Origin of the sequence: Peribacillus frigoritolerans, assembly GCF_004358755.1 — a bacterium.
Lineage (GTDB): Bacteria > Bacillota > Bacilli > Bacillales > Bacillaceae > Bacillus_P.
Genome location: NZ_SMZY01000001.1, coordinates 944,979 through 966,644, shown reverse-complemented (window position 1 = coordinate 966,644; position 21,666 = coordinate 944,979). Strand labels below are relative to the sequence as shown.

23 protein-coding genes and 1 other annotated feature are annotated in these 21,666 nt (G+C 39.3%); of the genes, 3 read left to right on the top strand and 20 right to left on the bottom strand.

Annotation, left to right across the window (positions count from 1 at the left end):
* Nucleotides 1–22 precede the first annotated feature (22 nt).
* The 11 genes from E2R53_RS05090 to E2R53_RS05045 form a co-directional block, all read right to left on the bottom strand.
* Nucleotides 23–739, bottom strand: coding sequence for a GTP pyrophosphokinase (locus tag E2R53_RS05090; RefSeq protein ID WP_133311161.1), 717 nt, complete (start codon nt 737–739; stop codon nt 23–25).
* Between the two features lie 52 nt (nt 740–791).
* A complete protein-coding gene (spxA, locus tag E2R53_RS05085; RefSeq protein WP_133310681.1) occupies nt 792–1,199 on the bottom strand; it encodes a transcriptional regulator SpxA in 408 nt (135 codons plus the stop codon).
* 229 nt (nt 1,200–1,428) lie between these two features.
* Nucleotides 1,429–1,581 (bottom strand): hypothetical protein, encoded by a 153-nt coding sequence (locus tag E2R53_RS23120; RefSeq protein ID WP_165970894.1) that lies wholly within the window; start codon nt 1,579–1,581, stop codon nt 1,429–1,431.
* A 101-nt stretch (nt 1,582–1,682) separates the two neighbouring features.
* Nucleotides 1,683–3,173, bottom strand: a complete 1,491-nt coding sequence (locus E2R53_RS05080) for an amidase (RefSeq protein WP_133310680.1) — start codon at nt 3,171–3,173, stop codon at nt 1,683–1,685.
* A 607-nt stretch (nt 3,174–3,780) separates the two neighbouring features.
* Nucleotides 3,781–5,205: a sigma-54 interaction domain-containing protein gene (locus E2R53_RS05075; RefSeq protein ID WP_133310679.1), complete on the bottom strand. Its 1,425-nt coding sequence runs from the start codon at nt 5,203–5,205 to the stop codon at nt 3,781–3,783.
* A 246-nt stretch (nt 5,206–5,451) separates the two neighbouring features.
* The gene (locus tag E2R53_RS05070) at nt 5,452–6,237 is read right to left on the bottom strand and encodes a 3-hydroxybutyrate dehydrogenase (protein ID WP_133310678.1); all 786 of its coding nucleotides are present in this window, start codon (nt 6,235–6,237) and stop codon (nt 5,452–5,454) included.
* 26 nt (nt 6,238–6,263) lie between these two features.
* Nucleotides 6,264–6,917 carry a CoA transferase subunit B gene (locus E2R53_RS05065; RefSeq protein WP_133310677.1) on the bottom strand — a complete coding sequence of 218 codons (654 nt, stop codon included), beginning with the start codon at nt 6,915–6,917 and terminating at the stop codon, nt 6,264–6,266.
* Nucleotides 6,918–6,932: 15 nt separating this feature from the next.
* The gene (locus E2R53_RS05060) at nt 6,933–7,634 is read right to left on the bottom strand and encodes a CoA transferase subunit A (protein ID WP_133310676.1); all 702 of its coding nucleotides are present in this window, start codon (nt 7,632–7,634) and stop codon (nt 6,933–6,935) included.
* A 30-nt stretch (nt 7,635–7,664) separates the two neighbouring features.
* A complete protein-coding gene (locus E2R53_RS05055; RefSeq protein WP_133310675.1) occupies nt 7,665–9,107 on the bottom strand; it encodes a GntP family permease in 1,443 nt (480 codons plus the stop codon).
* Nucleotides 9,108–9,443: 336 nt separating this feature from the next.
* Nucleotides 9,444–9,995 (bottom strand): hypothetical protein, encoded by a 552-nt coding sequence (locus tag E2R53_RS05050; protein WP_133310674.1) that lies wholly within the window; start codon nt 9,993–9,995, stop codon nt 9,444–9,446.
* A gap of 204 nt (nt 9,996–10,199) precedes the next feature.
* A complete protein-coding gene (locus E2R53_RS05045; protein ID WP_133310673.1) occupies nt 10,200–10,970 on the bottom strand; it encodes an alpha/beta fold hydrolase in 771 nt (256 codons plus the stop codon).
* 173 nt (nt 10,971–11,143) lie between these two features.
* On the opposite strand from E2R53_RS05045, the gene E2R53_RS05040 reads away from it, so the two are divergent.
* Complete coding sequence (locus E2R53_RS05040; RefSeq protein WP_286166070.1) at nt 11,144–12,460, top strand: alkaline phosphatase family protein; 1,317 nt, start codon at nt 11,144–11,146, stop codon at nt 12,458–12,460.
* 358 nt (nt 12,461–12,818) lie between these two features.
* On the opposite strand, the gene E2R53_RS05035 is transcribed toward E2R53_RS05040, so the two are convergent.
* The 4 genes from E2R53_RS05035 to E2R53_RS05020 form a co-directional block, all read right to left on the bottom strand.
* The gene (locus E2R53_RS05035; RefSeq protein WP_133310672.1) at nt 12,819–13,496 is read right to left on the bottom strand and encodes an amino acid ABC transporter permease; all 678 of its coding nucleotides are present in this window, start codon (nt 13,494–13,496) and stop codon (nt 12,819–12,821) included.
* 25 nt (nt 13,497–13,521) lie between these two features.
* Nucleotides 13,522–14,370, bottom strand: coding sequence for a transporter substrate-binding domain-containing protein (locus E2R53_RS05030; protein ID WP_133310671.1), 849 nt, complete (start codon nt 14,368–14,370; stop codon nt 13,522–13,524).
* Between the two features lie 109 nt (nt 14,371–14,479).
* Complete coding sequence (locus E2R53_RS05025; RefSeq protein WP_133310670.1) at nt 14,480–14,725, bottom strand: DUF2164 domain-containing protein; 246 nt, start codon at nt 14,723–14,725, stop codon at nt 14,480–14,482.
* A gap of 108 nt (nt 14,726–14,833) precedes the next feature.
* Nucleotides 14,834–15,175: a n-acetylglutamate synthase gene (locus tag E2R53_RS05020; protein WP_206197353.1), complete on the bottom strand. Its 342-nt coding sequence runs from the start codon at nt 15,173–15,175 to the stop codon at nt 14,834–14,836.
* 150 nt (nt 15,176–15,325) lie between these two features.
* Between E2R53_RS05020 and E2R53_RS05015 the strand changes: the two genes are divergently transcribed.
* Nucleotides 15,326–16,288, top strand: a complete 963-nt coding sequence (locus E2R53_RS05015; protein WP_133310669.1) for a DMT family transporter — start codon at nt 15,326–15,328, stop codon at nt 16,286–16,288.
* Between the two features lie 222 nt (nt 16,289–16,510).
* Here the strand turns inward: E2R53_RS05015 and E2R53_RS05010 are convergent, their stop codons facing one another.
* The 5 genes from E2R53_RS05010 to E2R53_RS04990 form a co-directional block, all read right to left on the bottom strand.
* The gene (locus tag E2R53_RS05010; RefSeq protein ID WP_133310668.1) at nt 16,511–16,921 is read right to left on the bottom strand and encodes a GNAT family N-acetyltransferase; all 411 of its coding nucleotides are present in this window, start codon (nt 16,919–16,921) and stop codon (nt 16,511–16,513) included.
* Between the two features lie 200 nt (nt 16,922–17,121).
* A complete protein-coding gene (locus E2R53_RS05005) occupies nt 17,122–17,535 on the bottom strand; it encodes a YciI family protein (protein ID WP_133310667.1) in 414 nt (137 codons plus the stop codon).
* A 41-nt stretch (nt 17,536–17,576) separates the two neighbouring features.
* Nucleotides 17,577–18,032 (bottom strand): hypothetical protein, encoded by a 456-nt coding sequence (locus E2R53_RS05000; protein ID WP_133310666.1) that lies wholly within the window; start codon nt 18,030–18,032, stop codon nt 17,577–17,579.
* Between the two features lie 79 nt (nt 18,033–18,111).
* Entirely contained in the window at nt 18,112–18,621 is a 510-nt protein-coding gene (locus E2R53_RS04995) for a hypothetical protein (RefSeq protein ID WP_133310665.1), read from the bottom strand.
* Nucleotides 18,622–19,085: 464 nt separating this feature from the next.
* Nucleotides 19,086–20,333, bottom strand: a complete 1,248-nt coding sequence (locus tag E2R53_RS04990) for an MFS transporter (RefSeq protein ID WP_133310664.1) — start codon at nt 20,331–20,333, stop codon at nt 19,086–19,088.
* A 103-nt stretch (nt 20,334–20,436) separates the two neighbouring features.
* Nucleotides 20,437–20,681: a binding site (T-box leader), on the bottom strand.
* 685 nt (nt 20,682–21,366) lie between these two features.
* Here E2R53_RS04990 and E2R53_RS23755 point away from each other — a divergent pair.
* Nucleotides 21,367–21,525, top strand: coding sequence for a TetR-like C-terminal domain-containing protein (locus tag E2R53_RS23755; protein WP_353653476.1), 159 nt, complete (start codon nt 21,367–21,369; stop codon nt 21,523–21,525).
* Nucleotides 21,526–21,666: the final 141 nt, after the last annotated feature.

Genomic DNA, 21,666 nt, shown 5'->3' with positions numbered 1-21,666 from the left:
ATTCATCTCCACAAACAGTTCCTTATTTTAATGAGTTTAATAAATCGATGGGAAGCTTAAATTGTTCCTTGTTGAACAGAAGCTGAGACAGCTCTCCGGCAGGTTCTTCTGCTTCTTTTAAGTCTGTCATTTCATTATGGAGCTTTTCCATTTTGAGGTCCAGTTCAGCAGCAGAGACTGCGGCTTCTTTAAGTTCCTTTGTGAGCCGCTCAGGAATTTCTTTATTATATTTATAATAAATCTTGTGTTCAAGGCTTGCCCAAAAATCCATTGCAATTGTTCTAATTTGAATCTCAACAAGGATGTCTTCCTGACGGTCTGACATAAACACGGGAATACTCACGATTAAATGCAGACTTTGATAGCCGTTCGGCTTTGGATCTTTTATATAATCCTTGCATTCAACAACGTTGATATCCTTCTGATTTTGAATCATCTCGCTGATTTGATAAATGTCCGACAAAAAAGAACAGGTGATGCGAATACCTGCTATGTCTTTAATATTCTTTTTTATATCGCTCAGTGAAAGGTCGTAGTTCTTCCTGTAAATTTTGTTTACGATGCTCTCAGGAGACTTCAGCCGCGAACTGACATGTTCGATCGGATTATACTCATGAATATATTGAAATTCCTGTTCAAGGATATTAATTTTAGTATTCATTTCTTCTAACGCAAATTTATAAGACATCATAAACCGCGTTAATTCTTTTTTTATTTTCTTAAGCTGGTCATAATTCATGTTGGGTATCGGCAATTCTTCCACTTCTACTACTCCTTTATCCGTACAGCCGTTAATTAGGCAGCATTGTCTTCGCTTCAAGAAGCTTTAATAGATAGGCCCGAATGTTACGCGGAAGAAATTTCCGGATCTCATCTTCGTTAAATCCCACTAAAAATCGTTTTTCATCAAGTATAATCGGACAGCGCATGATACCCGGCTTCTCTTGAATGACCGCCAGTAATTCCTGCAAATGCAGAGCATCTACATTCAGATCCAGTTCCTGAAATTGCTTTGACCGGGTGGATAAGATTTCATCCGTCCCCTCTTCTGTCATGCGAAGAATCTGTTTTAGTTCTTTCATTGTTAAAGGCTGAGTAAGAATGTTTCTTTCTATATAGGAAATATCATGCTCTTCCATCCACAATTTAGACTTTCTGCATGATGTGCAGCTGCAAGACGTAAACATAGTAATGGCCATTTATAAATTCCTCTCCTTTAATGAATGATTTATTATTCAATGGTTCGTGAATTTAAGATAATGAAATATTATATATATATCTTACAAGTAAGATATATATAAAGCAAATAATAACCTTTGCAAGGAACCCGCATTTTTAGCTTTCCTGACTGAATGGTCTTTTATTACTTACGAAAAATAACCATCAATAATTTGATGGTTTCATTTTCTGACCATGAGTCCGTGTTAGCTACTTCTTTTTCACTAAGCGCTTTTCAGCGCTCCTTGAAGGATATAAAGCCAATATGGAATCCATGACTGTATGTCCGCATACCTGGCACTTGCTGTCTGTATGCTTTTGAAGCATTCTGCATTTAGGGCAATTCTTTACTTCTTCTTCCATCAGTCATCCTCCAGCCTGAATAAATACTTTCCTTCTATATCGGCCAATTTTCAAAAACTTTAACACGGACCCTGTATTTCATGGGTAAAGCTTTTTATGACTTAGAAAAATGGATTCCCTTCCATGCCAATCCACAGGTCAGATTGCTCAAGCTGTCCTGCAAGGGAAAGCAGCATGTCTTCTTTCCCTTTAGGTGCCACAAACTGAACGCCGAGCGGCAATCCTTCAGCCGTGATATGAGTGGGCACACTCATTGCAGGCTGTCCTGTCAGATTTGCAAGCTGTGTAAAAGGTGTAACGGTTAAGCTTTTTAAGAACATGTCATAAACGAATGATAAATGTTCCTCTTTCTTCAGCTCACTGACCTTCAGAAGCGACTGGATTTCTTCTTCCGTCTGAGTGAGTTCTCCGGCTTTAGGAGCTGGAAAAGCGGTTGCCGGGGTTAAATACAAGTCGAAGGTTTCATGAAAAGCAGCCATTTTAGCTGCTGCCATATCCCATTCAGCCAGACTCTGAGTAAATTCGGCAGCGGTTACGGAATGTCCTGCCACACTTAATACCCAAGTCACAATTTCTACATCATTTGCTGCGATTGGCCTGCCGAGCATTTTTTCAAGGCTGAGAATCGTTGCGGCCATTTCACCATTGTTCATAATATAGTAATTTTCCATCAGCCTGACACCGTCGATGCCGTTTCCCCGCTCCTCTACTTCATGCCCCTGTTCTTCAAGCCACTTCACCATGCGATGAACGGCATCCATCGCTTCTTCACTGACTGGAGTTCCTACAGGAGACTGAGTTTGAAAAGCGACCCTTAAAGGCCGTTTTATCCCTTTTTTGACAACATCCGTATAGTTGCCTTCAAACAATGGTGTATGAAAAGCTGCTTCCGGCTGAATGATTTGAAGAAGATCAAGCATAGCTGCACTGTCACGGACTGTTTTTGTCAAAACAAAATCAATTGAAGCTCCCTGCCACTGCCTGCCGACACTTGGACCAACAGGCGTTCTGCCTCTAGTAGGCTTTAATCCGAACAGGCTCGTAAAAGAAGCTGGAATTCGGATTGAGCCTCCCCCGTCACTTGCACCGGCAATCGGTACAATCCCTGCTGCCACGCTTGCAGCTGATCCTCCGCTTGATCCGCCGGCTGAGAACTTAGTATTCCATGGATTTTTGGTCTGACCATGAACCTCAGGCTCTGTAATGTTTTTCAATCCAAATTCAGGGGTGTTCGTATGACCTAAAAATGAAAATCCCGCCTGTCTTAAACGCGCAACAAAATTCGAGTCTCTTCCTGCAATGTTATCTTTAAGAAGCTTTGAGCCTGATGTAAGAGGTTCACCTTCTACCGCCTGTGAAATATCCTTCAGCAGAATGGGAACTCCCGCAAACGGCTGCTTTTGAACATCCAGCTGGGCAAGCTCTTTTAAAACTTTTTCCCGGCGTGTGCGAACCACTCCATTTAAAAGCGGATTCACTAGTTCGATCTGTTTAAAAGCTGCATCAGCCAGTTCTTGCGGTGTTACTTCTTTCTTTTTCACTATTTCGGCAAGTCCTGTGCCATCGTATTTTGCATATGTATATAAATCCATTATTTAACCTCGCTCTATGAGTCAAAATTTGTGCTGTTTAGCTCTTTGTTATCTTTGATAACCTGACAAAAGTTTCCGGCATCAAGATAATCATCCGGAACTGATTGAGTGACAGTACTTCTGTCCCTGGTCACTGCGTATGAACCAATCGCTGCACCAGTCAGAATAACCGCGTTTCCAACAATCCAAACATTGTCGCTATCGTTACAGGCTTTGTGAATGTTTGTTAATTGTCTTCTGTTCGGCTCCTCAAATGGTAAATACGTTCAGAAGCTTTCAATTTTGTCCTGACAGCATTTTATCAAATTCGCTCATGGATTGCCTCCTTTAGTTCTCTTTTTTTATAGAAGAATATCCTGATTTACGTTATATGGAATTAAACCTGACTAATGAGGCATATGCCTTTCTTAAGAAAAGCAACGTTACTATCGTAATTTGAGGCTTTAGATGGAAATATTTCAATGATTTGTTTTTGTTGTGGGTCATTAAAGAAAAAAAGATGGGAGCAAGTTTCTTATCATGCTTCCATCTTTCTCCCTCTGCACCCAGCTTTAATCTTGTTAATAGATTTGAGCACTCTCAATGTCTGAGCCCGCTTTCTAAAATGTCAGCTTATTCCATACACCTTGCATTTATCATAAAAGCTTGTCTTTCCGATTCCAAGCAGTTTGGCTGCCTCAATTTTATTCCCTTTCGTTTCTGTCAGAGCATGGCGGATTGCTTCTTTTTCAGCTTCAGCCACTGTGTCTTTAAGCGGTATAACAGGACCGAAACGCTTACTGCCCTTCATAGGACTCAGTTGCAGATGTGCAGTGTAAGCATGGCTATGATTCTTCCCTTCTTTCTGTAGATACAGCGGCAGATGTTCACGATAAATCATTTGGCCGTCTAGTACGTTAACCGCACGTTCAAGTACGTTCTCGAGCTCACGAATGTTACCAGGCCACGAATGCCCTTCCAGGTCATCCATCACCTCGTCAGAAAGATCAAGTCCATACCTGTGAAATTTAGTCTCCAGCTTTTTCAAAAGAATTCTTGAGATCGGGACTATGTCTTCCTTGCGTTCCTTAAGAGAGGGAATATCAATTTTGATGACATTCAGACGATAATAAAGATCCTCCCTGAATTCACCGTCCAAAACCATCTTTTCCAGGTTGCGATGTGTAGCGGCAATCACCCTCACATCAATTTCGATAGGTGCCCTGCCTCCAATTCTCTCAATTTCTTGTTCCTGGAGCACGCGAAGCAATTTGCTTTGCATCTGCAGAGGGAGATCGCCAATCTCATCAAGGAAGATCGTCCCTCCGTGAGCCAGCTCAAACTTTCCCTTTTTGCCGCCTTTTTTTGCACCTGTAAACGAGCCTTCTTCATACCCGAAAATTTCTGATTCAAAAAGTTGCTCAGGGATCGAAGCGCAATTGACTCTCATGAAAGGGGCAAAGCGTCTTCCGCTGGTCTGATGAATGGCATGGGCAAACAGTTCTTTTCCCGTTCCGGATGCCCCAAGCAGAAGAACTGCCGACTGACTATCCGAAACTCTCTCTGCCAGCTTCTTGGCTTCCATGAACTTTGGGCTGCTTCCAACAAGATCCCCAAAATGATATTTGCTGAAAAGTTCTTTCTCAAATTTCGTTTTATAATAATTTAACTCTTCCATAATCGGCTGGATTTTCTTTGAATAGTCAAGCCATTCCTGGGCATTGCGGAACATCACTGTTCCAACAGCACCCACAAGCCGGCCATTCACATAGAGGGGGTAACGGTTTGCAATCATTTCGCTTCCGTTAATGGGATGAATGGACGCCACTTCCGCCTGACCGGTTTTGGCAACAATTTGCATTCTCGAATTATCGATAACTTCCTGAACCGGTTTCCCAATCGATTCTTCTGCGGTAACATTCAGGAATTCACAATAGGCTGAATTGAGATAAACTACAATTCCTTCATGATCCACGACGACCATGCATTCTGCCGCTAAATTGACTACTTCTTCAATCCAATCATATGAAAGCTTTTCCATGAGCCCTTTCATTTCCTCCACCTCTATCCTTGCTGTCCTAAATAAAACGTTTACATTGATATGTTCATCTTACACAGACCTATTAATAAAAATCAATAGAATGTGAGATTCCGATCAAAAAAACAACCTGGTAAAGAAATCCTTTAATGAAAGTTTGAATCTTTCCTTATCATTGCATACAAAGAAAAGGAACAGCTTATGATCATTGCATACAAAGAAAAGGAACAGCTTATGCTGCCCCTTTACTGAATATGAATTTTATTGAACCGTATACCCGCCATCAAGAATAGCAGCCTGACCGGTAATTCCTTTTGCTTTATCACTTGCCAGAAAGACTGCATAGTCGGCTATTTCCTGTACCGAAAGCAATCTTTTCTGCGGAACGAGCGGATAAATCACTTCTTCCAGGACTCGTTCAAGCTCTACGTTCCGTGTTTTCGCAAGGTCAGCAAGCTGGTTGCGAACAAGCTTCGTATCAACATATCCCGGACAAAGTGCGTTAACGGTGATGCCGTGTTCCGCCCCTTCAAGAGCAGCTACCTTAGTCAATCCGATGACACCGTGTTTAGCGCTGTTATAAGCTGCTTTTCCAGCAAAACCGATCACTCCATTAATGGATGCCATATTAATAATCCGGCCAAACTTTTGTTTTTTCATGATTGGAAAAACGTGTTTTGTTGCTACAAACGGTGCTGTCAGCATAACCTTGATCAGGAATTCAAACCGGTCAGTCGGGAATTCTTCGATTGGAGAAACGTGCTGCAGTCCAGCATTGTTTACAAGAATGTCCAAGCGGCCATACTGTTTTTGGACGGTTTCAATCGTTTGAATGATATCTTCTTCCTTTGTTACATCGCAAGCAGCAGCTATAGATTCAAAACCTTCTTCCTTCAATTTTGCAGCAGCTGCTTCTGCAGCTTCAAGATTCACATCAGAAATGACTACAGCCGCTCCTTCTTTTGCAAATTCCTTGGCAACTTCAAATCCAATGCCGCTCGCTGCACCTGTCACAAGCGCTATCTTTTCCTTAAGTAATCGATTCATCGCCATTTTCCTTTCTATTGCTCGCCTTAATGGGCGGTCATCAGTGATTGACTTATTGTAAATGAGGCTTCTGTTTTCTCTTTGACTTCTTCGATTGTTACCCCGTACTGAAGTTCAACGAGCTCCATCACGCCATCTGCAAAATCAAATACAGCAAGCTCTGTTATGAGGCGGTTGACAACCTGTTTCCCTGTTAAAGGAAGCGTGCAGTCTTTTTTAACCTTGGATTCACCATATTTATTGACATGTTCCATAATAACAATAATCCGTTTGGCACCATTAACAAGGTCCATGGCACCGCCCATTCCTTTAATCATTTTTCCAGGAATCATCCAGTTCGCCAGATCACCTTGTTCGGAAACCTCCATGCCTCCAAGGATGGCGAGATCAATATGCCCGCCGCGGATCATGGCGAAGGATTCTGCACTGTCAAAATAGGATGCTCCCGGTACACTTGTAACCGTTTCTTTTCCAGCATTGATCAGGTCAGGGTCTTCTGTACCTGCGATCGGATAAGGTCCGATTCCAAGCAGACCATTCTCGGATTGTAAAAGCACATTATAATCTTCAGGAATTTCATTTGCTACAAGAGTAGGCATCCCGATTCCAAGATTTACGTTCATACCGTCCTTTATTTCTTTAACTGCCCGCTTCACCATTTTTTGTCTGCTGTCACACATGTTATTGCCTCCTTTTTATGCCTGTTGAACCATAAGGCGTTCGATTCGTTTTTCATAGTTCGCACCAAGCAATACATGCTGGACATAAATGCCGGGTGTATGAATTTCGTCAGGATTCAGTTCCCCGACTTCAACAATTTCTTCGACCTCAGCTATGGTAATTTTCCCGGCCATCGCAGCCACTGGATTGAAATTTCGTGATGTTTTCCGGAAAACCAAGTTACCGAGCGGATCTGCTTTCCATGCTTTAACCAGGGCAAAGTCTCCAACGATTCCTCTTTCCAGGATATATGTCCGGCCATCGAAATCTTTGTGCTCCTTACCTTCTGCCACCTTCGTTCCAACTCCAGTTGCTGTATAAAAACCAGGAATTCCAGCACCGCCAGCCCGCATTCTCTCAGCGAGAGTTCCTTGAGGGATCAGCTCCACTTCCAATTCACCGCTTAAATACTGGCGCTCGAAAATTTTGTTTTCTCCTACATAAGATGACATCATTTTTTTGATCTGTTTGTTAGCCAGCAATAAACCCAGGCCCCAGTCGTCAACTCCGCAGTTATTGCTTACAACAGTAAGATCTTTGACACCTTTATCCCTTAAAGCAAGAATCGTTTTTTCAGGTATGCCGCAAAGGCCGAAGCCTCCAACGACCAATGTTGCACCGTCTTCTATCTGATTAATTGCTTGTTTAAATGAATCTAAAACCTTTCCCTTTGGCATTTAAGTTTCCTCTCTTTCTCTCATGATTGTTTAAACTAGCCCAAACAGGCTGTATATAGCGATAATGACAAATACGGCAACTGTCTTAATAATCGTAATGGCAAAAATATCACGGTAAGATTGACGGTGAGTAAGACCTGTAACCGCAAGAAGCGTAATAACCGCTCCATTGTGAGGAAGAGTATCCATACCGCCTGATGCCATAGAAATAACCCTATGCATAACTTCAGGAGGAATATTGAATTTTTCAATTGCCTCCAAATACTTATCAGACATTGCGCTTAGTGCAATTCCCATCCCTCCGGATGCGGAACCTGTAATCCCGGCAAGTGTCGTCGTCGTTACAGCGCCGTTTACAAGCGGGTCCGTAAATGTCGAGGAAATCCCGTTGCTCACTGTTTTAAATCCGGGAAGTGCAGCAATAACTCCGCCAAAGCCATATTCAGCACCTGTATTCATGGCTGCAAGCAGTGCACCGCCGATTCCTGCATTAAGGCCTTCTTTAATGTTAGCGGTAACAGCTCTCCAGTCAAAAGCAAATGTCGCAATGATCCCTATTAACAGCGCAAGTTCAACAGACCATATCGCAACAACAGAAGGAAGCTCGATTTTACCAAATGCTTCAAGTCCGATTGCTGAGAAGTCAAAACCGTTTGGATACCATTTTGGAAAAGAAACAGTGAAGAATTTATTCATGACCCCTACCAAAATAAGCGGTACAAATGCTAGAATTTGACGGGCAACGCTAGGTTCTGTTCCTGCTGAAACAGCTGCCTCTTCTTTTTCACGGGCTAGCTCCGGATCCAGACCAGCAGCAGTCTCTGAATGAAATCCTGCATAACCTTCTCCTGCTTTCTCAGCTTTTTTCCGTCGTGATTCCAAGTACCACATTCCAAGTGACAAGACAAAAACAGCACCAATAATTCCAAGAACAGGAGCAGCATAAATATCCGTTTTGAAGAAGGTTGTCGGGATTACGTTTTGAATTTGCGGTGTTCCCGGCAGTGCGTCCATCGTAAAGGTAAATGCACCAAGTGCAATTGTTCCCGGAATCAGACGTTTTGGAATGTCTGCCTCGATGAACAGGTTTTTAGCAAAAGGATAGACAGCGAACACGACAACGAACAAGCTGACACCGCTGTAAGTTAAAATCGCACCCATCAGAACAATTGCAAGAATCGCTCTTTTTGCTCCTACAAGCTTTACAATCGTTTTGGCAATAGATTCTGCAAGACCGGACATTTCCACGACCTTACCGAAAATAGCTCCAAGAAGAAATACTGGAAAATAAAGTTTAATGAACCCGACCATTTTCTCCATAAAAACATTGGAGAAAAACGGCAGTACATAACTCGGATCTGTCAGCAATACCGCAAACAGAGCACAAATCGGAGCAAACAAAATAACTGAAAATCCCCGATAAGCTACAAACATCAGTAAGCTCAGTGATAATAAAATAATAATGATTTCCACAAACATCCCCCTTTTTAACCTCTTTGATTCTTGCAAATGAGCAGCCTTTTATCAGTAAGCGCTTACAAACAAGGCAATCAGACCTGTTACAGTTCTCTTTCTAATTGATCAGCTCATTTTACTACTTGCAAGAAGCGTGCCAACTATTTATTCTTTTGTGAAAATTCATATAATAGTCGGAAATCCTCTTCATTCGTGGCATTGCGTGTCAGATAGATTGAATATTCAATCATAAGAGTCTGTAAAAATTCCGGATTTCAGGAATAAAATTAAATAGAGTTCCGTAATTGCGGAATTTTCCGCGATTACGGAACTCACCTAATAGAGTAAATTGCTTCAAACATTTTTCCAAATTGACTTATATTTCTTTTGATACTTCCTTTCTTCTTCCGATTCAATTAATTCCAATGTTTTTTGTTTAATATTTTCATCATTTAATTGGTCATATAAGTTCTTCAGATCCTGGATAATATCAAAACGAATTAACGTGTCATTTTTTTCATTTGAACATGATTGGAAACGATCGATTAAATGATCCAATACAAGCTTTTTTTGCTGTGGTCCAGCAAGGCCGATTTTCCAAATGGACTGCAGGCTGTGCCGTGCTGTAACAAATTTAGGATCTCTTGTGACTTCCCAAACAGCTGAAAAATCATTCAGCATCCGCTTATCAGGATCACTGATTGCCAGACTTGATAGGAATTGGGCTGAACGTGATCTTTGATGATTGTCTTTTGAGCATAAACCTGCCAGTAATTCATCCCAGACTTCATATGCCCAGTCCACTTCTCCCTCTGTTGCTGAGAGTATGTTTTGATAAGCTTCGTATTGTACGTCCCGGTCTTTTGAATCCAGCTGCTTGAAATATGCCTCAATAACCTTGTCCATTTGAACCATCTCCTATGGATTTTTCATTTATTAAAGCATAGCACATTAATAAAAAACATAAACGTGCAACAAGATCAACTGAAAGTTCGCATATTCTGGAGCAATTTACCTCTTCTTTTTTCTCTTAAACACAATTTTATTAGAAAAAAAAGACGCTCTTTTTTAGAAGAGCCGTCTTTAGAAACTAAGTTAATTTTGCTGTTGTTAATTTACACTATTGAGCACAAATCCTGTAACAATTTCATTAAATGTCTTCCATTTCTTAGTAGGAAGCTGATGATTTTGGTTTGTAAACAGAAAAAACTCTGCGTGTTTGCATTTATTCCTGTAAAGTTTTAAATAATGATTCGTCCAGTCCCCTGCTTCTCCATACATAAACAGCATGGGAATCTTGATGAGATGAAGTTTGTCTAGACAGCTGTATTCCAAAGATTGGATATAATACTGCTTCCAGACTTGTATGTTTGCTTTTTTCATATGATTACTAAGCAGTTTTCTCAGGGTTTTATCTTTTGTGTGGCTTCTGGAAATAATATTTATTAACAAATTCAAATGATTTTCTGCCAAATATATTCCTGAATGATGCAATAATTGTCCTGATGCATCTGCAACGCTTGGATAGGATCCTGATAAAATAAGCACTTCAATTCTTTCAGAGTGAAAGATGGCAAGATGCTGCGCAATTAAACATCCGGCTGAATAACCGCATAAGACAGCTTTTTCTATATTTAAAGCATCCATTAAATCTAGAATCTCCCTGGCGTAATACGGAATCGAAATTTCTTGTGCAGCAGCTTCACTTTCTCCGTGGCCGCTTAAGTCGGGAAAAATAACTCTCATATGCTTTGACAAAGCATGCTGATAAAAAAACACTTTTCTTCCCATTCCAGGAGGATGAATAAATATGATCGGTACTCCTTGACCATTATCTTCGTAGTGTAAAGAAGGGCAGCTACCTATCTTAATTGAGGGCATAATTGTTTTTCACTCCATATGATCCTAAACGTCTACTTTCCTTTTAGCATCCTTACCTTCCCCTTATAAAAAAATCTTTATTCAGTTTTAGTTAAACATTTCATTTTCCAACATGAAAGCAAAGATTATGTAAATAATAAAGAAAACTTGTACATAGAAGAGGTGAAATCTGTATGAAGAATCGCGAACTAGCTCTATTAACCCTCTCAATCATCCTAATTACCGGCTGCACAACGAACCATGAGAAAAGCTCGCCAAATATACTTCAGACAAAAGCCGCCTCTTCGCCCAAAGTAATTCTTCTTGTTGTGGATTCATTAATGGACAAACCATTAAAAAAAGCCATTAAGCAGCATAAAGCCCCTGCCCTCGAATTTTTTCTGAAAAATGGCCAGTACAGTAAAGAGATGATAAGCGCCTATCCAACTATGTCAGTAACCATCGACAGCACTTTACTTACAGGTACATACCCAGATAAACATAAAATACCCGGCCTGGTTTGGTATAAAGAAGATGAACAGCGGGTGATCAGCTACGGGAATGGGTTCTTAGAAACCTTAAAATATGGAATAACGGATGTAGCAGACAACAGTCTCTATCAGTTTAATAATGAAGATTTAAGTAATCATGCGAAAACCATCCATGAAGAGCTGCATGAAAGAGGAAAACAAACTGCCTCTATTAATGCATTGATTTACAGGGGAAATTATCAGCATACCCTGATCGTTCCCAAAATTTTAGCAAAAACGACTTTCCTTCCTGACAAATACGAAACAAATGGACCAAAGATATTAACCTTTGGAGATTTTATTAATCAGGATCCGAAAAATAAACATGTGATCAATCGATTAGGGCTAAATGATGCTTTTGCTGCTCAAGAATTGACCTATCTTCTAAAAAACAACCTGCTTCCTGAATTTACAATTTTGTATATGCCAGAAAATGATCATCCTGTTCATAAAAAAGGACCTGGAACAATTGATGGAATAGAAAAGCTGGATAAACACCTTCAGGAAATATTAAATACATATCCGAAGTGGGAAGATGCTCTAGAAAAGACAGTGTGGATTATTATGGGAGACGGTAATCAATCTGAGGTAAGAGAGGACAAAAAGAAGACTTTGATTGATTTAAGAGATGCGCTATCTGAATACAATCAGTTAAAGCTTGGTGATTCTGCTCAAAAAAACAATAAAATTGCTATTACGGCAAATGAACGAATGGCATATATTTATATATTAAATAAGGGTATTTCTATAAAAAAAATAGCCGATAAATTGCAGAAAGATCCCCGAATTGCCTGGATTGCCTGGAAAGAAAACGATATGGTGAACGTAGTTTCAGAAAGCCGCAAAGGAATTCTCCAATTTAAACACGGAGGTTCTTATAAAGATCGTTATCATCAAAATTGGACCATAAAAGGGAACATGGATATTTTAGATGTGAAAGCTGATAGCCGCAAACAGCTTATCTACGGGAATTACCCCTGATGGTCTAGCCAGATTATATGGCGCCATTCATTCACAAAAAGGAGATTTTCTCATAGCTGATGCTGAACCCGGCTTTGAATTCATAGGAGAAAGTTCTCCGGAACATACTGGAGGAGGTGCTCACGGATCTATGCACAAAGTCGATTCATATGCTCCTTTAATTGTGACAGGAACGGATCATCACATCGATCATTTACGGATTGTTGATTTGAAAAATTGGATTTTAAATATCTTAGAAGGAAATTAAAAAAGAAAAAAATCCGGCCTAAACGAAATTCAAGTTGGAATTTCGTTTTAGTCCGGATTTTTCTTTGGCTGAAAACCTTTTGTCCCAGCTTTTTCAAAAATGTCATTACATTTATAAAAGATATTCATACCTTTTCTCAAGGTAATTTTGGACAACGGTCAAAAGAGAACATATTCCCCAATAAATGAGGGCAACGAGAATATACATTGTCATGTAATCAAGCTCCCTGCCGCCGACAATTTTAGCCTGCTGAAAAAGCTCTGGCACCGTAATCATCGCAGCGAGGGAGGATGCTTTCGTCAGATCAAGCAGCACGTTAGAAAGCGGAGGCAGTGCAATTCTGAATGCCTGCGGTAAAATAATCCCTCTCATTGTCTGCCAGTAGGAAAGTCCAAGCGATTTGGACGCCTCCCACTGTCCGCGGTCGACAGAAGCCAAGGCGGAACGGTTAATTTCTGCCATGTAAGCTGCACTGTTTAGGCTGAACCCAATTAAAGCGGCCGTGATGGCTGTAAACTCGATGCCGATGATCGGAAACCCAAAATACAAAATGAAAAGAATAACAAGTATCGGTACACCCCGCATAAACGAAATATAAATTCTTGCAGGCAACCTGAGGAACGAGTATCTAGAAGTCCGGCCGAGTGCAAGAAAAAAACCGAGCACTAAACCGATTGCCATGCTGACTAAGGAAATGAGCAGTGTGTTCCAGATCCCCTGGATCACAAATGGAAAAGATTCCACAGCAAGTTCATAATTAAAGACGTATTCCCACTGAATATTTCCCATCGCACTCACCTTCTTCGGTTACCAGTTACTTAAATTCAACATCCGGTTTTTTAGATACATCCGCTCCATCAAAGAATTTCTTTGAAATCTCGGAAATCGTTCCATCTTCAAGCATTTCTTTAATTGTTGCATCAATATTTTCTTTCAGCTCGGTATTCCCTTTTTTCATAATGATGCCCTGACTGTTTGGATTGAACTTGATGTCAGGATGAATCGTAATGTTCAGGTCAGGAAACGCCGCAACTGCAAGGCGCTGAAGGTAGTAGTCATTTAAAATAACATCTGTCCTTCCAGTTGAAACATCTCTTAAGTACTGATCATTTGTAGCATTGTCATAAATGACTTCTTCTGCTCCGTACTTACGTGCAACCGCCATGTATGTAGTCGTTGCTTCTCCAGCCGCTTTCTTCCCTTTTAAATCTTCCAATGATTGGATGCCTGACAGATCATCTTTCCGGACCATCGCTGTTCCGTATGAGAATTTATAGGGATCTGCAAAATCGAATTTTTCTTTTCGTTCATCGTTAATCATAATATCGTTTGCGGCGATATCCACTTTTCCGCTTTGAATGGACGTCAGCATGCCGTCAAATGCCATCTCTGAAAATTCCACTTCCAGATCCATGCGTTTCGCCATTTCACGGACGACCTCTACCTCATATCCAGTCAGATCATTTGTTTCTGAATCGTGGTAAGACGTTGGATAAAGTGTGCCAGAAGTCGCAACCGTCAGCTTGCCTTCTTCTTTTATTGTATCCCATGCCGTTTTTTCTTCTTTTTTCTCAGAAGAACTGCTGCATCCTGCCGTAACTAATGCAAATACCAACATCATCAGCATGGCACTCAGCTTGTTTGAAGGAAATAATCTTGTCATACGAATCCACCTTTTTTCTATAATCTTATAAAAGATAGCATTACAGCAGGGAATTCGCAATTTTTTTGTTCAAAAAAAAGCTTACAGCAGCTGTAAGCTTAAGAATTAATTATCTTTTTATGGATCTTTCAAGAGCATAAAGATCTTCTTCCATCGTCTGCATTCTTTGTTCAACTAAACTTTTTGCATCTTTGATCGCCTGATTATAAAAGTGTGGGCCGATGGATTCTTTAATAAACTCTAATAGATTTTCAGCCGCGAGCTCGCCAATTTCATCGCCATTTTCCCGGTAGTAATAACGCTGAATATCTTCAATCATCATCATTTTTTCTTCTTTTGTAAATGTAATAAACATTTTCATCAGCCTTTCTTGTTCAATTCTTTAATGATCATAACAAGAAAAAAAGTAGAAAGGCAGACTGGTATTTTGAAAAATTGTATGTACAAAGTGAGTCGGAACCCGCTAAACAATTTCCTCTATAATGGACTCTCCCTCTGTCTGATCCCGGTCAAACCACTGCCATTTTTCATGCAGTCTGATTCTGCCGTCAGGCAATACCTCTGGCCTGGAAAAGCAATGCCCTCCCCTGATTTCATTGTTTACATTGACATGATTATACTTAAATTCTAATGTTCCATCATCTTTTACAAGGCCAATTAAAAGTCCTTTAACGATTTCTCCGCCGCCATATGCTGCTGTAAGAATTTGTCCATTTTGTTCATACGTGAAAACAGTTTTTGAGGAGACCTCCCCATTTGCAGTATTTTCTACTGAGACAAAACGACGGTTATGGTAATTGATCACACGGATGCTCCTTTTTAAAAAATTTATGTCATCTTACCATATTGAATAAATGTTTCCAATTATTTATTTCAATTTTTCAAAAATTACGTATAATAAACAGTACCGAATGTATAACATATTGCACGACTGCTGCGTAAGGAGAGGTTTTTTATGAGAGAAATCGCAATCGGAATTATTGCTTCCATGTTTTTTGCCGTCACCTTTATTTTAAACCGTTCAATGGAACTTTCTGGAGGAAGCTGGCTATGGAGCTCGTCTATCAGATTCTTTTTTATGGTCCCCTTTTTACTGGTGATCGTCATTTACCGCAAAAACATCAAACAGCTGCTGGCAGAAATGCGAACCCATCCGTTTCAATGGATTATTTGGAGTTTTTCAGGATTCGTCCTGTTTTATGGGCCAATTACATACGCTGCCGCCTATGGTCCAGGATGGCTTGTCGCCGGTACATGGCAGCTGACGATTGTTGCCGGAATTCTGCTGACTCCCTTTTTCTATGAAAATAGTCATTCGATTAAAACGAGAAGACGGATTCCAGTGCAGGCTCTCTGCTTTTCAATGATTATTTTAGCAGGTGTTGTCCTGATTCAAGTAAAAAATGGGACGGATATTAGTATTAATCAGCTGCTTGCAGGGGTTCTTCCAGTCGTAATTGCAGCTTTTGCCTATCCTTTAGGAAACCGCAAAATGATGGAAGTGTGCGGCGGCAGACTCGATACCTTTCAGCGGGTGCTTGGGATGACGCTTGCAAGTCTTCCCTTCTGGTTCATTCTCGCAGCCTATGGATTAATAAAAGTTGGTCCTCCATCTGCTGAACAAATCACACAGTCGTTTATTGTCGCCGTTTCCTCGGGTGTGATTGCCACTACATTATTTTTCATCGCGACAGATCGAGTAAAAAATGATGAAGCAAAATTGGCTTCCGTTGAAGCCACACAATCCACTCAAGTGCTTTTTGTTCTTTTTGGGGAAGTGCTTCTGCTCTCTGCTCCGCTTCCGGATGGAATTACACTAATTGGTATTTTCCTGATTATGCTTGGTATGCTGCTGCACAGCTTTTTCTCGGCTCCTGGCCGTGTGAAGGTATTGGGCAAATCGAAGACTGCACCTTAACTGGCAGCGGGTTCGGCTGAAAGGTGAAAACCCGCTTAATAACATGGAAAAGAACCTATCAATTAGCCTAGGTTGCTGGTCAACAATTCCCGCTAATTGATGTCCTATTTTTAACGCCATTATGACTGGAATTAAAACTTTCTTTCATTATAGGTTGCTATAATTGGGAACTCTAAATCAAGTTGGAGTTCCTTTTTTTACTGTGCAGTAATACCGGGTAATTTAATCAAATTTTGAAAGTGACACTAAATCTCCTTTATCACAGGAAGAAAATCCGTGTTTTTCATAAAAAGCTCTTACATCTGCTGCATCATTGGTCAATAATACTTTTTGTCTAACATCTGTATACTTTGATAACATTAATTTAAGAAGCTGAGAGCCAATCCCTTTATTATGATATGCCTTTAGCACCAATATATCTTGTATATATATGATTGTCTTTCCATCTCCCACCACTTTAATTAACCCAACTAACTTTCCATGATCCCAAGCAGTGATAACCGTCAGAGAACTTTTAATTCCTTCCATCAACCTGGGCATATCACTAGTGTAGGCTGACCATTTTACATCATCATACAATGCTTTGACTGCTTGAACTTCTAATTGGGCAGTTTCTTCAAATGTGATTGTCATACTTACTAACTCCTCCTTCAATTTCACTTTCTGCAGGAGACTTTTTTTCGTAACTTTACCACTTATATCACCTCAACAAATTTCTGCTGTTAGTTAAATCCATAATTTGGAGTTTTAAATAGAATTCAATAAAAAGAGCGTCAATCCCTTCTTGGATAAACGCTTCGATGAGACGCACGAGATTGTCATTGATCTCCTCGTCAATTGAGTCTATATTCCGTTTTACTTTTGATATTGCGACCATCCTCTGTCAGATCCGGCGCCTCAAATACTTGACGCAATTCAATCTGTCCTTCCCCATGTCCTTGCGGGTCCGGCATCCGCATGGCCCACTCGATGGCTTCTTCCCTCGACTTCACATCAATCAGAATGAATCCGGCAATCAATTCTTTCGATTCCGTAAATGGACCATCCGTAACCACCGGCTTTTCCCCTGGTTTGGGGTACGAAAGACGAATCCCATTTGAACTTGGATGAAGTCCTTTAGCCGCAACCCGCACGCCTGCCTTAACTAATTCCTCATTGTACTTCGTCATCGCTTCAATGTGCTCAGAGCTCGGGAGATTTCCGGCTTCCGAATTCTTCGAGGCTTTGACAATCATCATAAACTGCATAAAAATTTCCTCCTTCTTGGCAAATCCCCTATTTTTTGATATTAATTAATAGCAAGATTCCCTACATATTGTGCTGATCCTCTATCAGTCTCTAGTTCCACCACAATTGCAAATTTCCCTTTTTCTTTTGGGAAGTAGAAGGAACGTTGTTCATCTAATTCCAATTCAATCTTTTCATCATTTTTCCAAACTGAAACAGCTAACTTTTCCACCACAAAATCTTCACTGTCAAATAGAATGTCTATTCGTTGTCCTGCAGTAAAGGACAACTGCTTTTGTTCTCCGGCAAATGAGAGAAAATCTTCTGTTTTTTTCTGCAGAAGCTTGCTATTTTCACCTGTCCAATAAACATTCGCTTCTTTTAGCGCTTCTGATTGGATACTATCAGAAGCTGAAAGTGTAACAGCAGGAGGAGTAAAATCATATTCTTCTGCTATACATCCTGTTAATAAATATAGTACAAAAACACTTGTGATTATCTTCAATAATTTCCCCATAAAATCCCCCTTAAGTCAAAAGCCTCTAGCCATATAAAAAGAGTTTCTCAATTTTGCAATCTCACCAAATTGCCGAAGATTAAACTCTTTCAATCCCATCACCAGAAACAACAAAATGCGGGCTATTTTCATGCCGATTAAAAAACCTCCAGTGCTCACTAACTCCATCATCTTCAGAACTGTCCGGAAATGCTGATAACTTATAACCGTTTGATAAAATTGGTGCGAATCCTCCGATATCATCGGCTATAATTCGTTCTATAAATAGTTCATGATTTAATAAAGATTTAATACGTTCATCAAACCTATTGTTACCCTGAATATCCCAATCAAAATTTCCATTTAGAATGTCCCACTCCGACTTTGGAGAATAGAAATCGCGAAAAGCTACAACAATTTTGTTTTCTAATATAATCCTCCACGAACATTGTATATGTAATGCATATTCTGCTGTTTCTTCTGTTTTGCCTATCCTGATAATTTGAACGATTTCTCCAAATACGAGCCAAAAGAGATTAGATGATCTTCCTGCATACTGTAATTTCAAACCCTTAATTTTACCTAATTCTGTTTCCATGGCTGCTCTCATTAATATAGCCTCCTCTACTAAATTAAGAAACTTATTATCCACTGAACTAAAAGTGAAACAAGAATTATATCAAGAACTACCCACTTCTTTTTTCGTGTCTTATAGTTCGAATCCATAAAGCCTGATAGCGTAAAATACCGTAAAGATGGCGAGTAGTTCGAAAATATTCAAATCAATATCCTTCACTTTTGATCAAGATAATCCCTTTGTTTTAAAAAAATTGTTAACCTCCAGCTGGTTCGACTGGGAGAACTCCAGAAAAGGTCAGAAACTTAAATTTATCAGAAAATTCTTTGGAATCTCATTTTCAATACCAATTATTTCAAATAATCCTCGGTTGCACAATGACTATTTTTACAAAAAAAGGAGGACCATCTTATTTTCGATAGCCTCCTAATGGAATAACCAGCTGCTTCTATTAGATCGGTTAATTGAAGATCATTGAAAAGCCCATTAGTCTCAGATTAAAGACCCCTAGTTTCAGCAGCTTCAGCTTCATAGAATTGTTTATTTGCAGGTATTAAGGTAAAAGCACATAAGATTATGGATAATATCATCATGATTAATACACCTAAAATAACAACTGTCTCAATTGAAGTAATCTGAGCTGCCACTCCCATAATGCTAGTGATTGTTATGATTAAAATCGCTTGTATTAAGCTATAGACACTCCCAATACGGCCCATAACATCAACAGGTATATTGTTTTGATAAAATGTAAGAAAGCCAGTATTAGCATAAGCAATAAAAAAGGCTAGAATAAAAAAACCTATTGCAGCAACGAGAAAAGAATTTGAAAAAGCATAGATAATATACCCAGTTGAGACTAAAACAGTCCCCAGACCAATTAATATGGATGTTTCCAGTTTTTTAACTATTAAGGAATTAATGATAGATCCGACTATAATGCCAGCTCCTGCAATTGTGACCAAAAAGCCATACTCACTGTCTGACAAAAATAGGACCTCTTTGGCAAAAGCTGCTTCAAGGGAATCGACGGCACTCGCCATTACTACCATTACACAACTGAACAAAAAATAAATCAGCATGATGTAACGAGATTGCTGGCTAAATTCAACGACAGAAATCCAATCATTTTTTATTACTGCAATCGATAGCCTATTATTTGGTGATGTAGCAACTGTTTGTTTTTCTATATTAGGCATTAAAAGAGTAATAATTCCTGATATAAATAATGCTAGTGCGTTAATATAAATTGCAAATATCGCCGTACCTATAAAAAATAATAAGCCTGCAACTGCTGGTCCAATTAAAAATGCACCTGATGTAACTAGACTATGCAGGGAATTAAATTGTTTTCTTTTTTCTTGAGGAATTAATTTTGTTATATAAATCATAGAAGTCGGACCAAACATAGAGCTTGCCATATTTATTATAAATACAACTATATAAATTAGGGATATGGATGACATGAAGGGTAAAAAAGCTATAAATACAGCACGGAATAAATCAAGAAAAACCATAAGTTTTCGTTTGTTTATTCGATCAATCATACTCCCCGCCCAAAAATTCGTAACTAGAGAAGCCAACGGTTTAATAATATAAAGTACTGATACGGCAAGAGGTGAATTGGTCATATCCAACACGATTAAATTAAGTGCTATAAAATAAATCCATTCGCCAACATTTGAAACTCCGATTCCCATTAATAGAATGAATGGATATTGCCAAGAAGCAAGGTTTTTATTCATAACTATTCTTTCCTATCTCCTCTCCTAATCACGTAAAAACTAAATTTGCAGATATAAAATAACTATGTACAAAACAAAAAAATCCCACCCCCAAGACCTAAGTCTTGAGGACGAGATTTTATAATCGTGGTGCCACCCCAGTTTATTAATATGTCGCCATACTAATCTTATCAAGTACAATCATTCTATACCTTAGCTCTATAACGGGAGCTCCCGCCACACCATCCCCATGAGGTTCCGATATGACACTCAGAGGCTTGTTTCAATAAATCATTCTTGCTCCTTCTCACCAAACGGAGCTCTCTAGAAAGAATTGATTTTATCTACTCTTCTCTTCATCGCATTTATTATTAAATTTATAATACTCTGGTTAATATTATATGTAAATGCAAAATCCAAAATAACAACATTTAATAAGGTACGATATTCTTACCAATAACTGAACAAACGTCCCTATTCCATTTACCTCCCTCTATAAAGAAAGGAATAACTCTAGATTTTTAGCTTTTTCTTAAGATTTCATTCTGATTTTTTTAATTAGACATCAAAGTTATGGATGTAAGTTGAAAGTAAGGATATTTTTGGTATGTTAGAGAAAAAAGTTCTTAACACCCTAACCACTCCTATCCAAAAAAGTGGTTATCCAGTAAAAGTATGGTCGCACTGGTGGATGTCCACATGTCTCATGGAGGTCAACCCTCCCATGTCTCACAGAGTCTACGCTCCAAAATTCCTTCGTCCAACCTTTCCATGAGGTGGATGTCAGTGATGCTGCCCGACAGGATCAAAGTCCGTACTTTAATGGTTTTACTGACTAATCCGTGCTTCAAATGTCTAAATCATATTCCAAAATAAAACTCATTGAATATTAACTAATGAACCCTAAGCTGCTTTCAGTAATGGTGCCATATGGGGAATATCCTTCAACATTCTATCTTCACTAAATTCACATTGTTTTGTACCAATCGTAAAAAGAATTCGTATCAGCTTATTACATATCCCACCTACAGTGTCCTTGCCGATTCCTCATGATATGCTGTTTAGTTATTTATCGAATTCGGTCGTGGGTATAATTGATTGGTGGCTTCAAAATGATATGATGTTTTCATCTGAATATATGGCAGAAAAACTGTCAGCTCTTTTTTCACAAGGTCCTTTAAATATAATAGAAATGAAAATCCAATTGGATTAATAAAGCTTATTGACATTAGGTCAATGAGCTTTTTAATCAATTGTCTTTTAAAGGTTTAATTCCATATAAAGAAAGTAATTCCTTAATACAATTAGGATTTATATCCATCAACAAATGTTTAAACTAAACCGAAAACCCTTT

Excerpts from the sequence above, each read along its gene's own strand:
- E2R53_RS05090 (WP_133311161.1), bottom strand. The coding sequence starts at position 739 with ATGAATTATGACCAGCTTAAGAAAATAAAAAAAGAATTAACGCGGTTT.
- spxA (WP_133310681.1), bottom strand. The coding sequence starts at position 1,199 with ATGGCCATTACTATGTTTACGTCTTGCAGCTGCACATCATGCAGAAAG.
- E2R53_RS23120 (WP_165970894.1), bottom strand. The coding sequence starts at position 1,581 with ATGGAAGAAGAAGTAAAGAATTGCCCTAAATGCAGAATGCTTCAAAAG.
- E2R53_RS05080 (WP_133310680.1), bottom strand. The coding sequence starts at position 3,173 with ATGGATTTATATACATATGCAAAATACGATGGCACAGGACTTGCCGAA.
- E2R53_RS05075 (WP_133310679.1), bottom strand. The coding sequence starts at position 5,205 with ATGAAAGGGCTCATGGAAAAGCTTTCATATGATTGGATTGAAGAAGTA.
- E2R53_RS05070 (WP_133310678.1), bottom strand. The coding sequence starts at position 6,237 with ATGAATCGATTACTTAAGGAAAAGATAGCGCTTGTGACAGGTGCAGCG.
- E2R53_RS05065 (WP_133310677.1), bottom strand. The coding sequence starts at position 6,917 with ATGTGTGACAGCAGACAAAAAATGGTGAAGCGGGCAGTTAAAGAAATA.
- E2R53_RS05060 (WP_133310676.1), bottom strand. The coding sequence starts at position 7,634 with ATGCCAAAGGGAAAGGTTTTAGATTCATTTAAACAAGCAATTAATCAG.
- E2R53_RS05050 (WP_133310674.1), bottom strand. The coding sequence starts at position 9,995 with ATGGACAAGGTTATTGAGGCATATTTCAAGCAGCTGGATTCAAAAGAC.
- E2R53_RS05045 (WP_133310673.1), bottom strand. The coding sequence starts at position 10,970 with ATGCCCTCAATTAAGATAGGTAGCTGCCCTTCTTTACACTACGAAGAT.
- E2R53_RS05040 (WP_286166070.1), top strand. The coding sequence starts at position 11,144 with ATGAAGAATCGCGAACTAGCTCTATTAACCCTCTCAATCATCCTAATT.
- E2R53_RS05035 (WP_133310672.1), bottom strand. The coding sequence starts at position 13,496 with ATGGGAAATATTCAGTGGGAATACGTCTTTAATTATGAACTTGCTGTG.
- E2R53_RS05030 (WP_133310671.1), bottom strand. The coding sequence starts at position 14,370 with ATGACAAGATTATTTCCTTCAAACAAGCTGAGTGCCATGCTGATGATG.
- E2R53_RS05025 (WP_133310670.1), bottom strand. The coding sequence starts at position 14,725 with ATGTTTATTACATTTACAAAAGAAGAAAAAATGATGATGATTGAAGAT.
- E2R53_RS05015 (WP_133310669.1), top strand. The coding sequence starts at position 15,326 with ATGAGAGAAATCGCAATCGGAATTATTGCTTCCATGTTTTTTGCCGTC.
- E2R53_RS05010 (WP_133310668.1), bottom strand. The coding sequence starts at position 16,921 with ATGACAATCACATTTGAAGAAACTGCCCAATTAGAAGTTCAAGCAGTC.
- E2R53_RS05005 (WP_133310667.1), bottom strand. The coding sequence starts at position 17,535 with ATGCAGTTTATGATGATTGTCAAAGCCTCGAAGAATTCGGAAGCCGGA.
- E2R53_RS05000 (WP_133310666.1), bottom strand. The coding sequence starts at position 18,032 with ATGGGGAAATTATTGAAGATAATCACAAGTGTTTTTGTACTATATTTA.
- E2R53_RS04995 (WP_133310665.1), bottom strand. The coding sequence starts at position 18,621 with ATGAGAGCAGCCATGGAAACAGAATTAGGTAAAATTAAGGGTTTGAAA.
- E2R53_RS04990 (WP_133310664.1), bottom strand. The coding sequence starts at position 20,333 with ATGAATAAAAACCTTGCTTCTTGGCAATATCCATTCATTCTATTAATG.
- E2R53_RS23755 (WP_353653476.1), top strand. The coding sequence starts at position 21,367 with ATGCTGTTTAGTTATTTATCGAATTCGGTCGTGGGTATAATTGATTGG.